Consider the following 16,864-nt stretch of genomic DNA (forward strand, 5'->3'; position numbering starts at 1 on the left):
TTTTTTTCTTGATTTCGACTTTCTTCTTTTTGGGCTTGTTTGCACCCTAAAAGCATACCAATTATTATGATATAAAATATTCTCATTAGTTTAACTTAAGCTTAAACGGTCTATGATTTCATTGCGAATCCTAGGGATGAATTATAGTCATTGTTGTAATGCGTTTTATTCTATTATACTTTTATGAATATCAGTTTGATAAATTTGATATTCAAAATTGTTTTTATCAATTAAAGTATCCTTTTTGTTATTAAAATCTATTTCAAAAACATTCTTATCAGATTTTGCTGCTTTGATTTCGAAACAGTCATTTAGATTAATTCCAAGTTTCTCAATTTGTCCATCAGGTAAATACTCAATTAAGTGAAAAATGGTGTCATTTTTTTCATAATACAGATAGAGAACATCTTTTCGGCTCGCAAAATTTTTACCTTTTAGTGAATGAGGTTTTAGCTTTTCCACCATTCCGTAAACTTTGAAGTTTCTGCTTTTAATTTCTTCCGCTTCATTTTTCCTCTTTTTTCTTATCAGCGAAAATTCCTATTGCTATAAATCCAGCAATAAAAATTGAATAAATAATTATCTGTTTTAAAGAGTATTTTGACTTTTTTTTCTTTCCCAATTATTTTATGTTGGATTAATCTATTTTTCTAAATTTTGTTCTAAAATTAGAGATGTTAATTCCTTTCTGGCCATAATTTCTAATGACAAGCTGGTTTTTTGTTAACTCCTCAATAACATAACTACGATTTCCTAAAGTCAGAATTGAATCTTTCTTTTGATATTTGAATTTTATTCCAGTATCGTCAATTCCAGTAAAGTCAGAATTCAGTTTAATTGAAATTCCGTCACAAGAATATTCAAATTCTTCTCCGCTAAATGCATCTACACTTTTTGTAGTTCCATCTTCAAGTTCTTTATGATAACACTCCCATTTTCCAATTAAGTCATTAGAATTGTCTTGTAAATTCAGACAAGAAGTTAAAAATGTTATGATGATTATAGTTAAGGTTTTCATTTTCTCAAATGCATTACAACATCTAAATATAGGCAACTCTTCAAAATATTGAAAAATTGAGCGAAACCCAATAAGAAAAGGGATTAAACGATTTTACGCATTTACCAATACGTACAAACGTTTAATAAGTATTTGTAAACGCCTACTACCACTTAATAATTGCACTACCCCATGTAAAGCCACTACCAAAAGCAGCTAAGACCACATTATCGCCTTCCTTAATTTTGCCTTCTTCCCAAGCTTCGGTCAAGGCTATTGGAATGGATGCCGCTGTAGTATTCCCATAGCGCATGATATTATTATAGACTTGGTCATTACCCAAACCAAATTTCTTTTGGATAAACTGTGAGATTCTGAGATTGGCTTGGTGCGGAATCAACATATCAATGTCTTCCTTTTGAAGATTATTGGTTTTTAGGCCTTCGATAATCGCTTCACTAAAACGCACCACAGCATGCTTAAACACAAACTGGCCGTTCATATATGGATAGTAAGACACATCTTCTGGGTCATTGTCTTCCATTATGGCATCGACCCAACGCCCTGTACTTGGTCCTTCGAGCGATAATTCCTTGGCGTGCTTCCCTTCAGAATGTAAGTGCGTAGACAACACACCTCGAGTTGTATCCTCTTCCCTACTCAGCACCGCTGCTCCTGCCCCATCACCAAAAATAACCGTTACAGCCCGACCTCGCGTAGAGCGTTCCAAACCACCTGAATGATTTTCACTACCAATCACCAAGACATGTTTATACATGCCAGTCTTAATAAACTGATCAGCAACCGACAAGCCATAAATAAATCCAGAACATTGGTTACGTACATCAATAGCACCAATGGTATCCATTTCTAGAAGCTCTTGCACACGCACACCTCCACCGGGAAAATACATATCAGGACTCAAGGTAGCGAAAACGATAAAATCAATATCATCCTTGGTCAACCCTGCACGTTCAATGGCAATCTTAGCGGCTTTGGCTCCCATTATGGAAGTGGTATCATCACTTGTTTCAGGGTCTATCCAACGACGTTCTTGTATCCCTGTGCGTTCTTGTATCCATTCGTCACTGGTATCCATCCACTCTTTCAAATCATCATTCGTAACAACGTTTTCTGGAACATACTTTCCCAGACCGGTAATTCTTGAATTGTACATGTGTTTAAAAAATAGTTAGAACAACAAATTTAATCCATTTCCACTGAATCCTAAATCAATTCGTTATGCACGCATAGCAAACAAATTGGCTTCATTTTGGAAGAATTTTAACAATAGTATCACATATTCAACCTCAATTTTTGAGTATATTCGGATTTCTAATTAATTACTCACACACATGAAATCATTAATCAAATTATTTGCATTACTTTTTGTACTCAATAGTTATGCACAGCAAAGTCTAAAGTACCAACAACCCTCTGAAGAAATTCTAGAATTAGCAGATGTAGAACTTGCACCTGGTGTTCAAATTGACAGCAAAGGTGAAAACATGGTTCTCCTCTATCGTAACCAGTATAAATCTATTCAAGAGTTATCTGAAACTGAAATGCGCTTAGCGGGTTTACGTATTAATCCGGTAACGAATATTGGCAGTCGCACCAATTACATCACTAATATTAAAGTGAAAAAAATCAAAGACACAGACGCTAAACAAGTGTCTGGTTTACCAGACAATGCACGTCTTTCTGGTTTTAGATGGTCGCCTGATGAAACCATGATTGCCTGTTTAAATACCACACCAACAGGTGTTGAAGTTTGGGTACTTAATATTGCAGAAGCCAAAGTAACCAAACTTACTAATGCTGGTGTCAATGCCAATATGGGAAGTACGGTCAACTGGTTTAAGGACAACCAAAATCTTTTGGTTAAGATGCTTCCAAATGATAGAAAGGAATTGATTAATACGGCTACTGCCGTACCGACGGGTCCTACCATCTCCGTTAGCGACGGTGCCAAGGCACAAAACAGAACCTATCAGGATTTATTAAAGACACCAAATGATGAATTTAACTTTGAACAGCTCGCACGTTCCGAGATTAAAAAAGTCTCTGTCAATGGCAGTATCACGGACTTTTTAGGTGCTGATATGTATCGTGGTATCAGTTTCTCACCAGATGGGCAATATGTTATGATTACCAAAGTAAAACGGCCTTTTTCTTATTTAGTGACTTATGGTAGATTTCCAAGTGAAAGTATGGTGTACGAAGCTAGTGGTAAGAAAGTAAAAACCGTAAATGAGGTACCTCTAGACGAAGTTAGACCAAAAGGATTTATGTCAACTAGAATGGGTAAGCGCAACATGCAATGGCGTGGAGACCAACCTGCGACCTTGGTTTGGGCAGAAGCCTTGGATAAAGGAGATCCAGAAGTAGAAGTCGACTACAGAGATGTGGTTTACGAATTAAATGCACCATTTAATGGGCAGCCCAAAGAAATCCTAAAGACCAAACAACGTTTCTCTGGTATTCAATGGGGAGATGATAGCAATGCTATTGCCTATGATTATTGGTGGAACACCAGAAATCTAAAAACCTATCATTTTAATCCATCAAATGGTAAAGCCAAGGTAATATCTGATAGAAACTATCAAGACGTGTATAGCGATCCTGGGAATTTTGTAACCTCAAAGAACGAATTTGGGCGTTATACCTTAACTATGAACGGTGGCAAATTGTATTTAATGGGTGATGGTTATTCTAAGGAAGGTCAATTTCCTTTCATTGATGAATACAATATTAAATCTGGAAAAACAAAACGGCTTTACCGATCCGAGTACACCGATAAGCTCGAAAGTTTATACGATGCTATTGATATGAAAAAAGGGGAAATTCTGGTTCGTATTGAATCTAAGAAGGAATACCCCAATTATTATATCCGAAATATCAAAAAAGATAACTTAACTCCAATTACAGATTTTGAAAACCCATTTAAAAGTCTTGAGGAAGTCGATAAGCGTGTCATCAGTTACAAACGTGATGATGGTTTAGACTTAGAGGGTACATTGTATTTACCGCTAAACTATAAAGAGGGTGAAAAATACCCGATGATCCTTTGGGCCTATCCTCGTGAGTATAAGGATAAATCGAGTGCATCACAAAGTACGGCAAACCCTAATGAGTTTGTATATCCATATTGGGGCTCACCGATTTATTGGGTAACCAAAGGTTACGTTGTTTTAGACGACGCTGCGTTCCCAATTGTGGGTGAAGGCGAGGAAGAACCAAACGATTCTTTTAGAACGCAATTAGTAGCCAATGGAAAAGCCGCTATCGATGCTGTGGATAACCTAGGCTATATCAATAGAGATAAAGTCGCTGTTGGTGGCCACAGTTATGGCGCCTTTATGACAGCTAACTTGTTATCGCACTCTAACTTATTCGCTGCTGGTATCGCAAGAAGTGGTGCTTATAACAGAACACTGACGCCTTTTGGTTTCCAGAGTGAAGAGCGTAGCTATTGGGAAGCACCTGAAATCTATTACAATATGTCGCCATTTATGCATGCCGATAAAATGAAAACACCTTTACTTTTAATCCATGGTGTTGCTGATAATAATTCAGGGACTTATCCTTTACAAAGTGAGCGTTACTTTAACGCTCTAAAAGGCTTGGGAGCACCTGTACGATTGGTTATGCTGCCAAAGGAAAGTCATGGTTACAGGGCTAAGGAGTCTATTATGCATATGCTTTGGGAGCAAGATCAATGGTTAGATAAGCATGTGAAAAACAAAACGAAAAAAGAGGAAAAGATAGAAAACAAAGAAACTATAAAAAACTAGCTTCTTATTTAACTCTCCTGTCACATCAAGCGCAGTCGAGGTACAATTAAATCTATATGCTTTAAAAGATTTCTCGACTGCGCTCGAAATGACAGTAATTTGCCTTTCAAATTTGAAGGGCTTTTTTTATGCCATCTTGTCACAAATTTGGTCTTGGTATTTTATTTGAATACAGAGAATTGAAAATAAAATATCAACTTTCGTCAGTTCGAGTTGAGACGAAGTCGAAGTATCGAGAACTTCTCGATATATTTTGAACAAGTTAAAAACACTCGAAGTGACATCTAAACAATAAATTTTATAATCATGACAAAAGGAAGTATTAACGTATCGGTAGAGAATATCTTTCCGTTAATTAAAAAATTCTTGTATAGTGATCACGAAATATTCTTACGTGAGTTAATCAGCAATGCTACAGACGCCACGTTAAAGCTTAAGCACTTAACAAGTATTGGCGAATCTAAAATTGAATACGGAGCACCTAAAATTGAAGTAAAGATTGATAAGGACGGCAAAAAGCTTCATATCATTGATCAAGGTATAGGTATGACGGCTGAAGAAGTTGAAAAATACATCAATGAAGTCGCTTTTTCTGGTGCTGAAGAATTCTTAAACAAATATGAAGATTCTGCAAAGGATGCTGGAATCATTGGTCATTTTGGTTTAGGATTCTATTCGGCATTTATGGTAGCGGATAAAGTAGAAATTATCACAAAATCACACACCGACACTCCAGCCGCACATTGGACTTGTGATGGTTCACCAGAATTTACATTAGAAGAAGTTGATAAAACCGAAAGAGGAACGGAAATCATATTACACATTTCTGAAGGTGAAGAGGAATTCCTTGAAGACTCTAGAATTCGTGAATTGTTGACCAAGTACAACAAGTTCATGCCAATTCCAATAAAATTTGGCACTAAAGAAATCAATGATCCCGAGCATGAGCCACAAACTATAACCGATGAGGACGGTAAAGAAACCACTGAACCCCACCGTCAGATTACCGTTGATGATATCATCAATAATCCAAATCCGGCTTGGACAAAACAACCCTCTGATTTAGAAGATGACGATTACAAGAACTTCTACAGGGAATTATATCCAATGCAGTTTGAAGAGCCGTTGTTTAATATTCATTTAAATGTCGATTATCCGTTTAATCTTACTGGGATTTTATATTTCCCTAAAATGACGAGCGATCTTAATATTCAAAAAGATCGCATTCAGTTATACCAAAATCAGGTATTTGTTACCGATAATGTAGAAGGTATCGTCCCAGAATTCTTAACGATGTTAAGAGGTGTGATTGATTCACCAGACATTCCGCTGAATGTATCGCGTTCTTACCTTCAAGCTGATGGCAACGTCAAAAAGATTTCGTCTTACATCACGCGTAAAGTGGCTGATAAATTAAAATCATTGTTCAATACTAATCGTGAGGATTTTGAAAAGAAATGGGATGATATTAAAATCGTTATTGAGTATGGTATGTTGTCTGAAGAAAAATTCTTTGAAAAGGCGGATGCCTTTGCATTGTACCCAACGGTTGATGGTAAATTCTACACCTTTGAAGAGTTGACCAATGCCATTAAAGCCAAGCAAACGGATAAGGACGATAAAATGGTGATTCTGTATGCAGCTAACAAAGATGAGCAGCATAGTTACATCCAAGCGGCTAAAGAGAAAGACTACGAAGTGCTATTGTTAGATTCTCCTATTGTAAGTCATTTAATGCAAAAATTAGAGACCACGAAAGAGAATATTTCTTTTGCACGTGTTGATGCCGATCATATTGATAACCTCATCAAAAAAGACGATACAGCCATTTCAAAATTATCTGACGAAGAAAAAACTAAATTGGATGAATTATTGAAAGAGGTGGTGCCATCAGAAAAATTTATGGTACAATTGGAAGCTATGGACAGTAGTGCGTCACCATTTATGATTACCCAACCAGAATTTATGCGTCGTATGAAAGAGATGCAGCAAACTGGTGGCGGTGGTATGTTTGGTATGGGCAATATGCCAGAAATGTACAACTTGGTGGTTAATACCAATCACGAATTGGTAAATGAAATCCTTAATACCAAAACACGCAAAAAACAAGAACGTTTAATTAATCAGAGCTTAGATTTAGCACGTTTATCACAAGGCCTCCTTAAGGGTGAGGAATTGACCAATTTCATAAAAAGAAGTTACGATATGATAAAGTAGCTCTTTATCCGATCACTGAGCTTGTCGAAGTGAAAGGTGAAGAGTTCACTAACTTTATTAAGCGTAGTTATGAGATGATAAAGTAGATAGTACTGAACGGTAAGTTACGTCGGCATCCCATTATAAATAAAAGCCATGCAGTATATGCAGCATGGCTTTTTTAATTATAATATAAAATTTATGGAAAAATTAATACCTGTTATTTATTTCTGAAATTTCCGTTACCCCAAAAAAATACATTAAATGTCTAATCATTGCAATACAGTAAAAACTGAATGTCGAATTTTAACTGAGCAGTATCCGTACCAAACAATGTAAATCTTTCATTAACCTTATGAACAAATGGAAACACATTCACATTTGGACAATTAAGGGATATATTACCTGTATTTGGATGTATTGATGGACGAGCAAAATCGTCAAAAAATAAATCGTGTTCTTTAGCCCATAAAGCTACACGAAAGATAAACTGCTGATCACAGTTTTCTCTAATACTTTCGTAAAGAACATCATTACGGTTTTCAGAAGCCCCATGGTTTAGTGTGTGTAAAGGGATTCTAACCCATCTTCCATTAGGGTTTGAAAGAATTCTAATAGCATATTCCCAATCATTACCAATATCATCTCCTTGATATGTTACTTTAGTAAGTACTACTTTTATATGGCATTGACTCATATCATTATATTTTAATTCTGAACAACTTCATAACCTAAATAACCAAAAGACCACATAAATATAGTAATTTATTTAATATTAAAGCCTTTTTTTAATCATTAAATATCTTACTGTCAACTACTTAAAAAAAATAACTAAATTTAAAATACCCCTGACACAATACGACACAAATCCAAATAAATTTGTATATAAGTTTAATTAAAAAATCAATTTAAAAATGAGAAATGCAATTAACTGGTTCGAAATTCCAGTAACAAATTACGAACGTGCTAAACAATTTTATGGAACAGTATTAGACATCGAAATCATGGATAACCATATGCCAGATCAAAACATAAAGTACGGCATGTTTCCATATGATGACGACAACAATGGTGTTGGTGGAGGTTTAATTGAAGGCGAAGAGCAAAAGCCTACTGCAGAGGGCCCAACATTATACATTAATGGTGGTGACAATTTGAGTATTCCTTTAGGGAAGGTTGAAAGTTCTGGTGGTAAAGTAATTATGCCAAAAACCGATATTGGTGAAAATGGATATATGGCACAGTTCATAGATACAGAAGGCAATAGAATTGCCTTGCATTCTTGGAACTAATCAGTATTCATCAATGAAAAAATGAATCACAAGACTATCAATCAAAAAACAACTCATAGCGAATTGGTCTCCAGTTCGCTATCTTTGTTATGATGTCACAACTAGCTAGACTTATCTCCATATTGACACTCTTAAAGTCCAAAAGGCTGTTAACGGCAACAGAACTCTCGGATAGGTTTGAGGTCAGTATCAGAACCATCTATAGAGATATTAGAAAACTTGAAGAAGCTGGCATTCCTGTAACAACGATTGAAGGTAGAGGTTACTCGCTAATGGAAGGCTATACCATTTCGCCTGTTCAATTTACAGAAAAAGAGGCCAATGCCATTATCACGGCTCAGCATCTTGTGAACAAAACTCAAGATTCATCTTTCGCAAAGGATTTTAATGACGCCTTGGTTAAAATTAAATCTGTATTTAGGACTTCTATTCAAGAAAAAAGTGAGTTGCTGGAGAGTAAAATCTATGTTTTTGAACCAAACCAAGAGGATATATCTAGTGCAGCACTTTCAGAAATTCAATTAGCCATTACAAATTTTAATTATATAGAAATCAACTATAGAAAGGCTGATGACCCAAATATTACCTTCAGAAAAATAGAGCCTTATACGTTGATCTCTACCAATCAAAAATGGATTCTTATAGCTTGGTGCTACCTCAGAGATTCCTATCGTGCTTTTAGAATAGATCGGATTCAGCATTTTAAAATCCTACCTGAAACTTTTATAGACCGCAAGTTTAATCTTGAAGAATACTACAAGGAAGATGCTTACGATGGTTATCATTAAAAACCTATTTCATTAAGTTAAGATTAAAAGTGATTTTCTATCTTTAGATTCTAGTACGGTTTTGTAACTAAATCTGAAAACAATCGTCACACTTAAAACAATCAATCACTGTAATTATGAAAACACAACTTTTCGCTTTATTGCTTTGTCTTACTCTCCTCAATACTACAACTACTAAAGCACAAGATTTAACCCAACAATTTGAAGATATCGTAACCCAATATTATGAAGACGATATGCCTGGGGCAACCATTTTGGTAGCTAAGGATGGAAAAGCCATTTACCGAAAAGCTGTAGGTAAATCTAATCTTGAAATGGACATAGATATGATTCCAGAGAATGTATTCATGTTGGCGTCTATAACCAAACAATTTACTGCTGTAGCAATTTTAATGTTAGAAGAACAAGGTAAATTAAGTCTCAACGATCCTATTACTAAGTTCATTCCAGATTATCCTACGTTAGGAAAAACAATAACTGTGCATCAATTACTAAACCATACCTCTGGTATAAAAAGCTATACCGGAATAGGTGATTTGGTAAAAGTGGCACGTCATGACAAAACCTTAGATGAACTCATTGATTATTTTAAAAACGAACCTATGGATTTTGATCCTGGTGAAGCTTTTAGATATAATAACTCGGGTTATGTATTACTAGGAAAGATTATAGAGGTCATATCTGGAGATGCCTACGAGGAATTCCTGAAGAAAAATATTTTTGACCGTCTAGGCATGACTAACACACGATACGGTAGTAACCGAGAACTAATTAAAAATAGAGCTATGCCCTATGAGCAAAATGAAAATGGCTATGTCAATGCCAGTTATCTAAGCATGAGTTTACCACATGCCGCTGGTGCCTTGGTCTCTACAATTGACGATATGTTAAAATGGCAAAATGCACTGACAAACCATACATTAATAAGTGCAGCAACATTTAGCAAAGCCATAAACGGATCCGAGCTAAATAACGGTGAACATATTACTTATGGTTACGGTTTAGGAGAAATGACATTAAAAGGTTCTAAGGGTTATACACATAGTGGAGGAATTTTTGGAACTTCGACCAATGGTATTTATCTCATCGAAGAAAATGTCTATGTTATTGGATTAAGTAATTGTAGCTGTAATGATATTGGTGATGTCACCCAAAAACTCGCCGCAATTGCCATCGGTAAACCGTATCCTACGATGAAAGATGTGGTAAAATTATCAGAAACACAATTAAAGCAGTGGGTTGGCGCTTACGAATTTGAAGATGGTGCCATTAGACATATCTTTATGAAAGATGGTGCATTAAAGAGTATGCGAGAATCTGAAACCAATACCGTTTTTGATATTTTCCCTTTAGCTGAAGACCGTTTTATGTTCGAGGAAGGTAACATCGAATACAAATTTTCAAAATCTACTGATGGTAAGAAGCAAGCCATATTTATAACAGATTCGGAAAATGTGGGGAAAGAAGTTGATAAGGATATGCCCGAAGCCAGAAAAGAAGTCACATTATCTAATGAGGTTCTAAGTCCATATATAGGCAAGTACGAGTTAGCACCAAATTTTATTGTTGAAATTACGGTTGAAGGCAGCCAGATATTTGCACAAGCCACTGGTCAAGGTAAGTTTGAGATATTCGCTGAAAATGAAACCACGTTTTTCGCCAAGGTAACCGCTCTTAAAGTAGAGTTTAATATCAATGAGGCCAATGAAGTAGAAAGTTTTACACTTTACCAAGGTGGAGTTGAAACTCTTGCTAAGAAGATTGAATAGTATATTTTTAATAGATTCTTAAAAACCACTTGGAAAATTCTAAGTGGTTTTTTCTTTTTACAAACTCATTAGAATGGTGACATTACACTCAAAACGTAGTTGTTAACTAAATGTTTGTTTTATTAGAAGCTTTATAAATATAGGTTTGCTAATATTAGCATAAACACCTCAACTAATGAAGCATCAATTACACTTATCCATTAAAAAACCATGTGCTGAAAACTTCAATAAGTTTTTACCTACCGATAAAGGAGGCTTTTGTAACTCGTGCAGAAAGGAAGTCATTGATTTTACTCAAATGAATAATAAAGATATTGCTAAATACTTTAAATCCAAAACTACTGAGAACACATGTGGCCGCTTTACAAATCAACAATTAAAAACAACAAATAACCTGTCTAGTAAAAATAGATATTTAAGCTTTTTCACAAGTTTGGGATTTGCTATTGTATCTTTCTTATATAGCATGTCAACACAAGCTCAAGAACTTAAAAAGTCAACTAAAACAACAAACGGTAATAAGGAAACAGAAGCATTAAAAAGCATTAATAATATTCTTGTTAAAGGCACTGTAATTACAGAGTCTGATGGATTACCACTCCCTGGAGCTAATGTTTTCTTACAAGGCTCTCCGATTGGGACTCAGACTGATTTTGATGGTTATTTTGAATTTCCAACTAAACTAAAGAAAGGAGACGTACTCATCATTAGTTATATCGGTATGGAATCCAAAAAGGTTATCATTGAAAATAAAAAATCTGTCTCAAAAATTGAGTTAGTTCTTGATATGACAGAAATGTCCTGTATTATAATGGGAGAAGTAGCCGTAAAAGAAATCTTTAAATCAAAGGACAACTAAATGAGATAAATTAGAATGAAGAGTTTATTGACTTTTGCACTTAGCATTTCTCTATCAACATTGAATGCCCAAATCTCAGATTTTAAGGATGTTGACTTCGTAAAAGTCGAAAACATAGTTAAACTCAACCAAGGGAAAAATTTAGATAATCTACCTATACTCGTATATAACCTTACTTCAAAACTTTCTAACGATGTAGAAAAATTTAGAGCCATCTATTTATGGGTTTGTGAAAATATAATTGGAGATGCATATCAACATCGCGCAGTAAATAAAAAAAGAGCTGAATTTAAAAATGACAGCCTTGGTTATATTACCTGGAATAATGGATTCAAAAAAATAGCAGCAAAAAAACTCCTAAAGCATAAAAAAACAATGTGTACTGGCTATGCTTACCTTATTAAGCAAATGTGCTTCATAGCTAATATAGACTGTAAAATTATCGATGGATACGCTAGGTCTTTTGAAACCAACGTAGAAACCTTAGAAAATCTTAATCACTCATGGAATGCTGTTAAATTAAACGATAAATGGTACTTATGTGATGCGACATGGTCTAGTGGGTATATGATAAATGGTAAAATCTTTATAAAAGATTATAATGATGGCTATTTCCTTACTGACCCAGTTCTTTTTGCAAAGAATCATTATCCGATAAATAAAAAATGGTTTCTTAATGATAGCTTGACCTCTAACAAATTCAAGCCTGAGCCTATAGTATATGGTGAAACATTTAAGCATAAGGTTCTACCTATTTCACCTAAAAACCTCAAAACATTCGTAGAAAAAAATCAAGAAATAAAATTTGTTTTGAAATCTCTTAAACCCATCTTTAGTGAAGATATTTCATTAGTCGATTTTTCTGGTAAAGAACATAAACTCTGTAAAATTCATGATTTAAAAAATGAAAACGGAATTATCACTTTTAAATACAAGTTCAAAAGTAGGGGAACTCGGGATTTGCATTTGAAGATTAAGAAAGATATTGTAGCATCGTATACTTTTAAAATTACAAAACCAAAACCACTTGAAAAATTCTAAGTGGTTTTTTCTTATTAAAAATTTACGATTAACTAATTTAAAAGTTCACATATCTATTTATTCTAATTCTAAATAACCTAATATGTAACTTAATGTATATTTTATTTTAAGTGCAATCACAGAATTCTAAAATTAAAGAGATATTTAAAACCCTTACGTTCACTAATGATGAGGCTAAAATTATTGAATCCGTATTTCATAAATTGGGTGTAAAGAAAGGGGATGTTTTGCTCAGCCCTGGAGACGTGGTCGATTCGCACTATTACATCTTAGATGGTTGCCTAAGAACCTTCCATATCGATGGTCAAGGCAAAGAATATACCGTTCAATTCGGTATTAAGGATTGGTGGATTAGCGATTACACCGCTTTTTTTTCAGGTGAAGAAGCTATTATGACCGTTGAAGCTATTGAGGATTCTATAATTTATAAGATAAACAGAGAAGACAAAGCATACTTATATGACAAGATTCCAAAAATAGACCGGTTTTTTAGGATTAAATTAGAACGTGCTTTTGCTGCATTTCAAAAAAGAATACTGGCAAGTATTTCGCAAACCGCAGCTGAGCGTTACCTCCATTTTATACATACCTACCCTGAAATTGAGAAATACTTAAAAAACTACCACATTGCTTCGTATTTAGGAATTACAACCGAAAGCCTAAGCAGAATAAGAAAAGACCTGTCAACTAGCTGAATTTATTAACATACATCAATTTTTGAATGTAATATTAGTTATATGTTTGCACTACCCTAACATGATTAATTTAAGTCCCTTAGGATTAATAGCCAAAAAGCGCGAGTTGAGTAAACTTGCGCTTTTTTTATAACTTTAATCTTTAAAGCTTAAAGCTCAATATGTCAGCCAAGTACAATAAAATAGGCATCAACTATAATCAGACTCGTAAAGCTGATCCTTTTTTAACAGACCAATTACTAAAACACTTAAACCCAACTAAAGAGGGTTTGTATTTGGATATTGGTTGTGGCACGGGCAACTATACTATTGCACTACATGAAAAAGGGTTTCAATTCATTGGTATTGACCCATCGATAGAGATGCTTCAAAAAGCGCAGCTTAAAAACCAGAATAAAAAGTGGCAAATTGGGACTGCAGAAAAAACGGGATTGCCCAAAAATAGTATTGATGGTACTATAGCAACATTGACCATTCATCATTGGACCAATCTAGATAGGGCATTTTCCGAGTTAGGATATGTTTTAAAAATAAATGGTAAAATTGTCATTTTCACTTCTACCCCAATACAAATGAAGGGTTATTGGCTCAATCATTACTTTCCTAAAATGTTAGAAGACTCCATTTTGCAAATGCCTTCTTTAGAGGTTGTTGAGAAGGCTATAACATCATCTGGTTTAAATATTACAGCCACAGAAATCTACAATGTTCAACCAGATCTAAAAGATCAATTTCTGTATTGCGGCAAACACAATCCAGAATTATATTTTGATGAAAGTGTTCGACATGGTATTTCTTCTTTTAGCTCCTTAGCCCATAAAGAAGAGGTAGAAAGGGGATTGGCTAGATTACAAAGCGATATTGATTATGGCGAAATCCATGCCATTATAAAATCTTACGAAAATGATTTAGGGGATTATTTGTATATCATAGCAGAGCACAATTAATGGTAACTAATCCCAAATTTTCTCTCTATTTTCAATATCATCTCCTAAAATTTGTGCATCTCACCAAGATTTTAACCCACCTTCTCTTTCATAAGACAGAATTATATAATGCTGCTTTGCTATAAGATATTTTCAATCCCATTTCGTGAGGTAAATTTAGTTTTTTATTATTCGTTTAAATACGAGTAGATTATGCCATGTATGATATCAAAATAGATTTCACCAGAAAAATGACTATCACCTTTGGATTTGCGCTCCATAATTTTCCCTTTTTCATTCTTTTTTGTAATGTTCATATTTACTTGGTGTGGCCCTGCAAAACTCTTCGTATTATTTCCGAACGCAATAAAATGGTAATCTAATTTAGGTGAAAATAAGTGAACCTTTGAATATTCGGACGTCAACTCAAAACGTTCAAAATCTTTTGTCCAATTGTAAAGAAAGTATTCACTATTAAAATCTACTAACGTTACATTCTTTCCTATTTCCCCAACCTGAACTTTAGTAAATTCCGAGTTAATTTTTGCATTACTAAGCTTTCCTATGGTAACACTACGCGAATTAGCAAAACTATAACTGCCATCAGTTACATCTTGAGCCCAAAAGTTACCGTTATCAACGTCTAAAACATTCAAGGAGTTACCAACGGATTTAAACTTAAGCTTAGAGTTTCTACTATTTAATGTTAATCTATTATTAAAATCACTCTCAAAATACATACTTGAATTTTCTGCTGTAGCTCTTACATGTATATGGCTAGGTACCATAATTTCCATTTTAGAAATAATCAGTTTAGTATTCTTTTTTTGCTTAACTGGTCTTGGTTCTCTATTTATAGCTCTAAGCATTCGTTTTCGATGTAAAAAATCGGATTGCTTAATCTCCTCTACTATAGAGTCTAAAGATTTCCTAACCACTTTCGGTTTTTCAAATCTCATAGAATCTTTTTTGGCCAAGCGACCAATTAACAAATCTTCGAAGTAATAATGTCTATCGTACCTATGAAACATATTTCTACTTTCTGCTGTATAAGTAATTTTATTTCCTTCTTTTTTTCCTGAAATTTTTAATCTATTGATCGCTTCCTTTATGCGCTTTTTTCTGTAGTTATTAAACTCCATAGTGTACTCTATATGGACCTTATCATCTGGCGAATCCACTATTTTAACCGTAGTACTTTCTAGGTTTAAAACTAAAGTTGTATTGCTGTCCGTAGCAAAACTTTCTTTATAGATGGTATGCTTTTCATCCATTTCTATTTTAGAAAGCTCTTGCCCATGGCTTAGTACCGATGTGATTAGCATCAGCACAACTGTTTTAAATTGTAATTTCATGTTCGTTTTTTTGATTTAATATTTTTAGATGCTCTTGTATATCCTTTAATATTTGAAGTCTTGTCTGTAAGTTTTCAACCAAAGATTCTAGGATTAATATATTTTCAGATTCATTTTGAAATTGTTCTGATAAAGCTTTATAATCTTTATCTAAATCATCTAATTTCTTTCTGAACCTTTCAACTAAAGCCTTATCGTCGGCTATAGCTACAAATTTTTCCCACTCCGTGTTGATATTTTCTAAATACTCGATTTCTATGGCCTTTACTTCTGCAAAAATTGGAGATGTCTCTTGTCTCCCCAAGCTGCTGTTATATAAACCATAACCAATGGTAGTAACAAGTATTATTGAAGCTGCTACCTGTAACCAAAACTTTGCATTGATTTTTCTTTTTGATTGCTGCTTTAGCTTGTTTAAAAATTCAGTTCTATGATTTTCAGGAAGTGTTTTTAGTTCTTCGGCTTCCTTAAAAAAATCCCTAATATCTTGCTTCATCGTATTTTGATTTTAAAAGGTCTCTTAATTCTGTTTTACCCCTGCTTAAATGCGTTCTTGAGGTTTTAACAGGTATCTTTAATATTTCTGAAATCTCTTGATGATCGTAACCCTCAATGAGATATAGTTTTACAACGATTTTATGTTTTTCATTGAGCTGTTCCACAGCTTCTAAAATCTGTTTCTTTGAAATTGAAGTATCAAAATTCCAATTATCATCATCTATTATTTCGAGTTCCCCTACTTCGTCGTTGCTAAATTCAATCTTACGTTTCTTTAATGTATCTAAGGCCTGATTGATAATAATTCTTTTTAACCATGAGCCGAAAGTTGATGTCGGTTGATACATATCCATATTTATAAATGCCTTTAAAAACCCTTCTTGCATCACATCCTTGGCCTCCTCTTCATCATTTAAATAACGATATGCAACGGCAAACATAGCCTGAGCATACTGATCATAAACTTGTATTTGAGCGACTTGATTCCCTTTCTTACAAGCTTTTATTAATTTATTAATCTGGTTTTGCATTAAGTCTAGTTAGCATCTTTATATTTAAAAACGAAAGAAATTCCTAAGGGTTTCAAAATTTGAGCAAAAAAGTTAAAATTAATTGAATATGACTACCTTTAGGCTAAAATACAATCACCAA

Annotated in this window: 16 protein-coding genes; 9 read left to right on the top strand and 7 right to left on the bottom strand. The window is 34.2% G+C overall.

Features of this window, described 5'->3' with window-relative positions:
• Positions 1–165: 165 nt before the first annotated feature.
• The 3 genes from Q0992_RS11655 to Q0992_RS11665 form a co-directional block, all read right to left on the bottom strand.
• Positions 166–462, bottom strand: a complete 297-nt coding sequence (locus Q0992_RS11655; RefSeq protein WP_299524306.1) for a hypothetical protein — start codon at positions 460–462, stop codon at positions 166–168.
• Between the two features lie 175 nt (positions 463–637).
• On the bottom strand, positions 638–1,018 hold the full coding sequence (locus Q0992_RS11660) for a hypothetical protein (protein WP_299524308.1): 381 nt from the start codon (positions 1,016–1,018) through the stop codon (positions 638–640).
• Between the two features lie 145 nt (positions 1,019–1,163).
• Positions 1,164–2,174, bottom strand: a complete 1,011-nt coding sequence (locus tag Q0992_RS11665) for a 3-oxoacyl-ACP synthase III family protein (RefSeq protein ID WP_299524311.1) — start codon at positions 2,172–2,174, stop codon at positions 1,164–1,166.
• 178 nt (positions 2,175–2,352) lie between these two features.
• Between Q0992_RS11665 and Q0992_RS11670 the strand changes: the two genes are divergently transcribed.
• Both Q0992_RS11670 and htpG read left to right on the top strand, forming a co-directional pair.
• Positions 2,353–4,794, top strand: a complete 2,442-nt coding sequence (locus tag Q0992_RS11670) for a prolyl oligopeptidase family serine peptidase (RefSeq protein WP_299524314.1) — start codon at positions 2,353–2,355, stop codon at positions 4,792–4,794.
• 306 nt (positions 4,795–5,100) lie between these two features.
• Entirely contained in the window at positions 5,101–7,011 is a 1,911-nt protein-coding gene (htpG, locus tag Q0992_RS11675) for a molecular chaperone HtpG (protein ID WP_299524317.1), read from the top strand.
• A 247-nt stretch (positions 7,012–7,258) separates the two neighbouring features.
• On the opposite strand, the gene Q0992_RS11680 is transcribed toward htpG, so the two are convergent.
• Complete coding sequence (locus Q0992_RS11680) at positions 7,259–7,687, bottom strand: hypothetical protein (RefSeq protein ID WP_299524320.1); 429 nt, start codon at positions 7,685–7,687, stop codon at positions 7,259–7,261.
• Between the two features lie 217 nt (positions 7,688–7,904).
• On the opposite strand from Q0992_RS11680, the gene Q0992_RS11685 reads away from it, so the two are divergent.
• The 7 genes from Q0992_RS11685 (at position 7,905) to Q0992_RS11715 (ending at position 14,381) form a co-directional block, all read left to right on the top strand.
• Positions 7,905–8,282, top strand: coding sequence for a VOC family protein (locus Q0992_RS11685; RefSeq protein ID WP_299524323.1), 378 nt, complete (start codon positions 7,905–7,907; stop codon positions 8,280–8,282).
• Positions 8,283–8,371: 89 nt separating this feature from the next.
• Complete coding sequence (locus Q0992_RS11690) at positions 8,372–9,070, top strand: YafY family protein (RefSeq protein ID WP_299524326.1); 699 nt, start codon at positions 8,372–8,374, stop codon at positions 9,068–9,070.
• A 116-nt stretch (positions 9,071–9,186) separates the two neighbouring features.
• Positions 9,187–10,839: a serine hydrolase gene (locus Q0992_RS11695; RefSeq protein ID WP_299524329.1), complete on the top strand. Its 1,653-nt coding sequence runs from the start codon at positions 9,187–9,189 to the stop codon at positions 10,837–10,839.
• 175 nt (positions 10,840–11,014) lie between these two features.
• Complete coding sequence (locus Q0992_RS11700) at positions 11,015–11,698, top strand: carboxypeptidase-like regulatory domain-containing protein (protein ID WP_299524332.1); 684 nt, start codon at positions 11,015–11,017, stop codon at positions 11,696–11,698.
• Between the two features lie 15 nt (positions 11,699–11,713).
• The gene (locus Q0992_RS11705) at positions 11,714–12,739 is read left to right on the top strand and encodes a transglutaminase domain-containing protein (RefSeq protein WP_299524335.1); all 1,026 of its coding nucleotides are present in this window, start codon (positions 11,714–11,716) and stop codon (positions 12,737–12,739) included.
• 110 nt (positions 12,740–12,849) lie between these two features.
• Positions 12,850–13,434 carry a Crp/Fnr family transcriptional regulator gene (locus Q0992_RS11710; RefSeq protein ID WP_299524338.1) on the top strand — a complete coding sequence of 195 codons (585 nt, stop codon included), beginning with the start codon at positions 12,850–12,852 and terminating at the stop codon, positions 13,432–13,434.
• 161 nt (positions 13,435–13,595) lie between these two features.
• Positions 13,596–14,381: a class I SAM-dependent methyltransferase gene (locus Q0992_RS11715; RefSeq protein WP_299524341.1), complete on the top strand. Its 786-nt coding sequence runs from the start codon at positions 13,596–13,598 to the stop codon at positions 14,379–14,381.
• A gap of 167 nt (positions 14,382–14,548) precedes the next feature.
• Here the strand turns inward: Q0992_RS11715 and Q0992_RS11720 are convergent, their stop codons facing one another.
• The 3 genes from Q0992_RS11720 to Q0992_RS11730 are packed head-to-tail and all read right to left on the bottom strand — an operon-like array spanning position 14,549 to position 16,743.
• Positions 14,549–15,715, bottom strand: a complete 1,167-nt coding sequence (locus Q0992_RS11720) for a hypothetical protein (protein WP_299524344.1) — start codon at positions 15,713–15,715, stop codon at positions 14,549–14,551.
• Positions 15,699–16,211, bottom strand: a complete 513-nt coding sequence (locus tag Q0992_RS11725) for a hypothetical protein (RefSeq protein ID WP_299524347.1) — start codon at positions 16,209–16,211, stop codon at positions 15,699–15,701. Before Q0992_RS11725 ends, Q0992_RS11720 begins: the two co-directional genes overlap by 17 nt.
• Entirely contained in the window at positions 16,195–16,743 is a 549-nt protein-coding gene (locus Q0992_RS11730) for a sigma-70 family RNA polymerase sigma factor (RefSeq protein WP_299524350.1), read from the bottom strand. The genes Q0992_RS11725 and Q0992_RS11730 overlap by 17 nt, the downstream gene beginning before the upstream one ends.
• Positions 16,744–16,864: the final 121 nt, after the last annotated feature.

Origin of the sequence: Winogradskyella sp. (assembly GCF_028289625.1) — a bacterium.
GTDB lineage: Bacteria > Bacteroidota > Bacteroidia > Flavobacteriales > Flavobacteriaceae > Winogradskyella.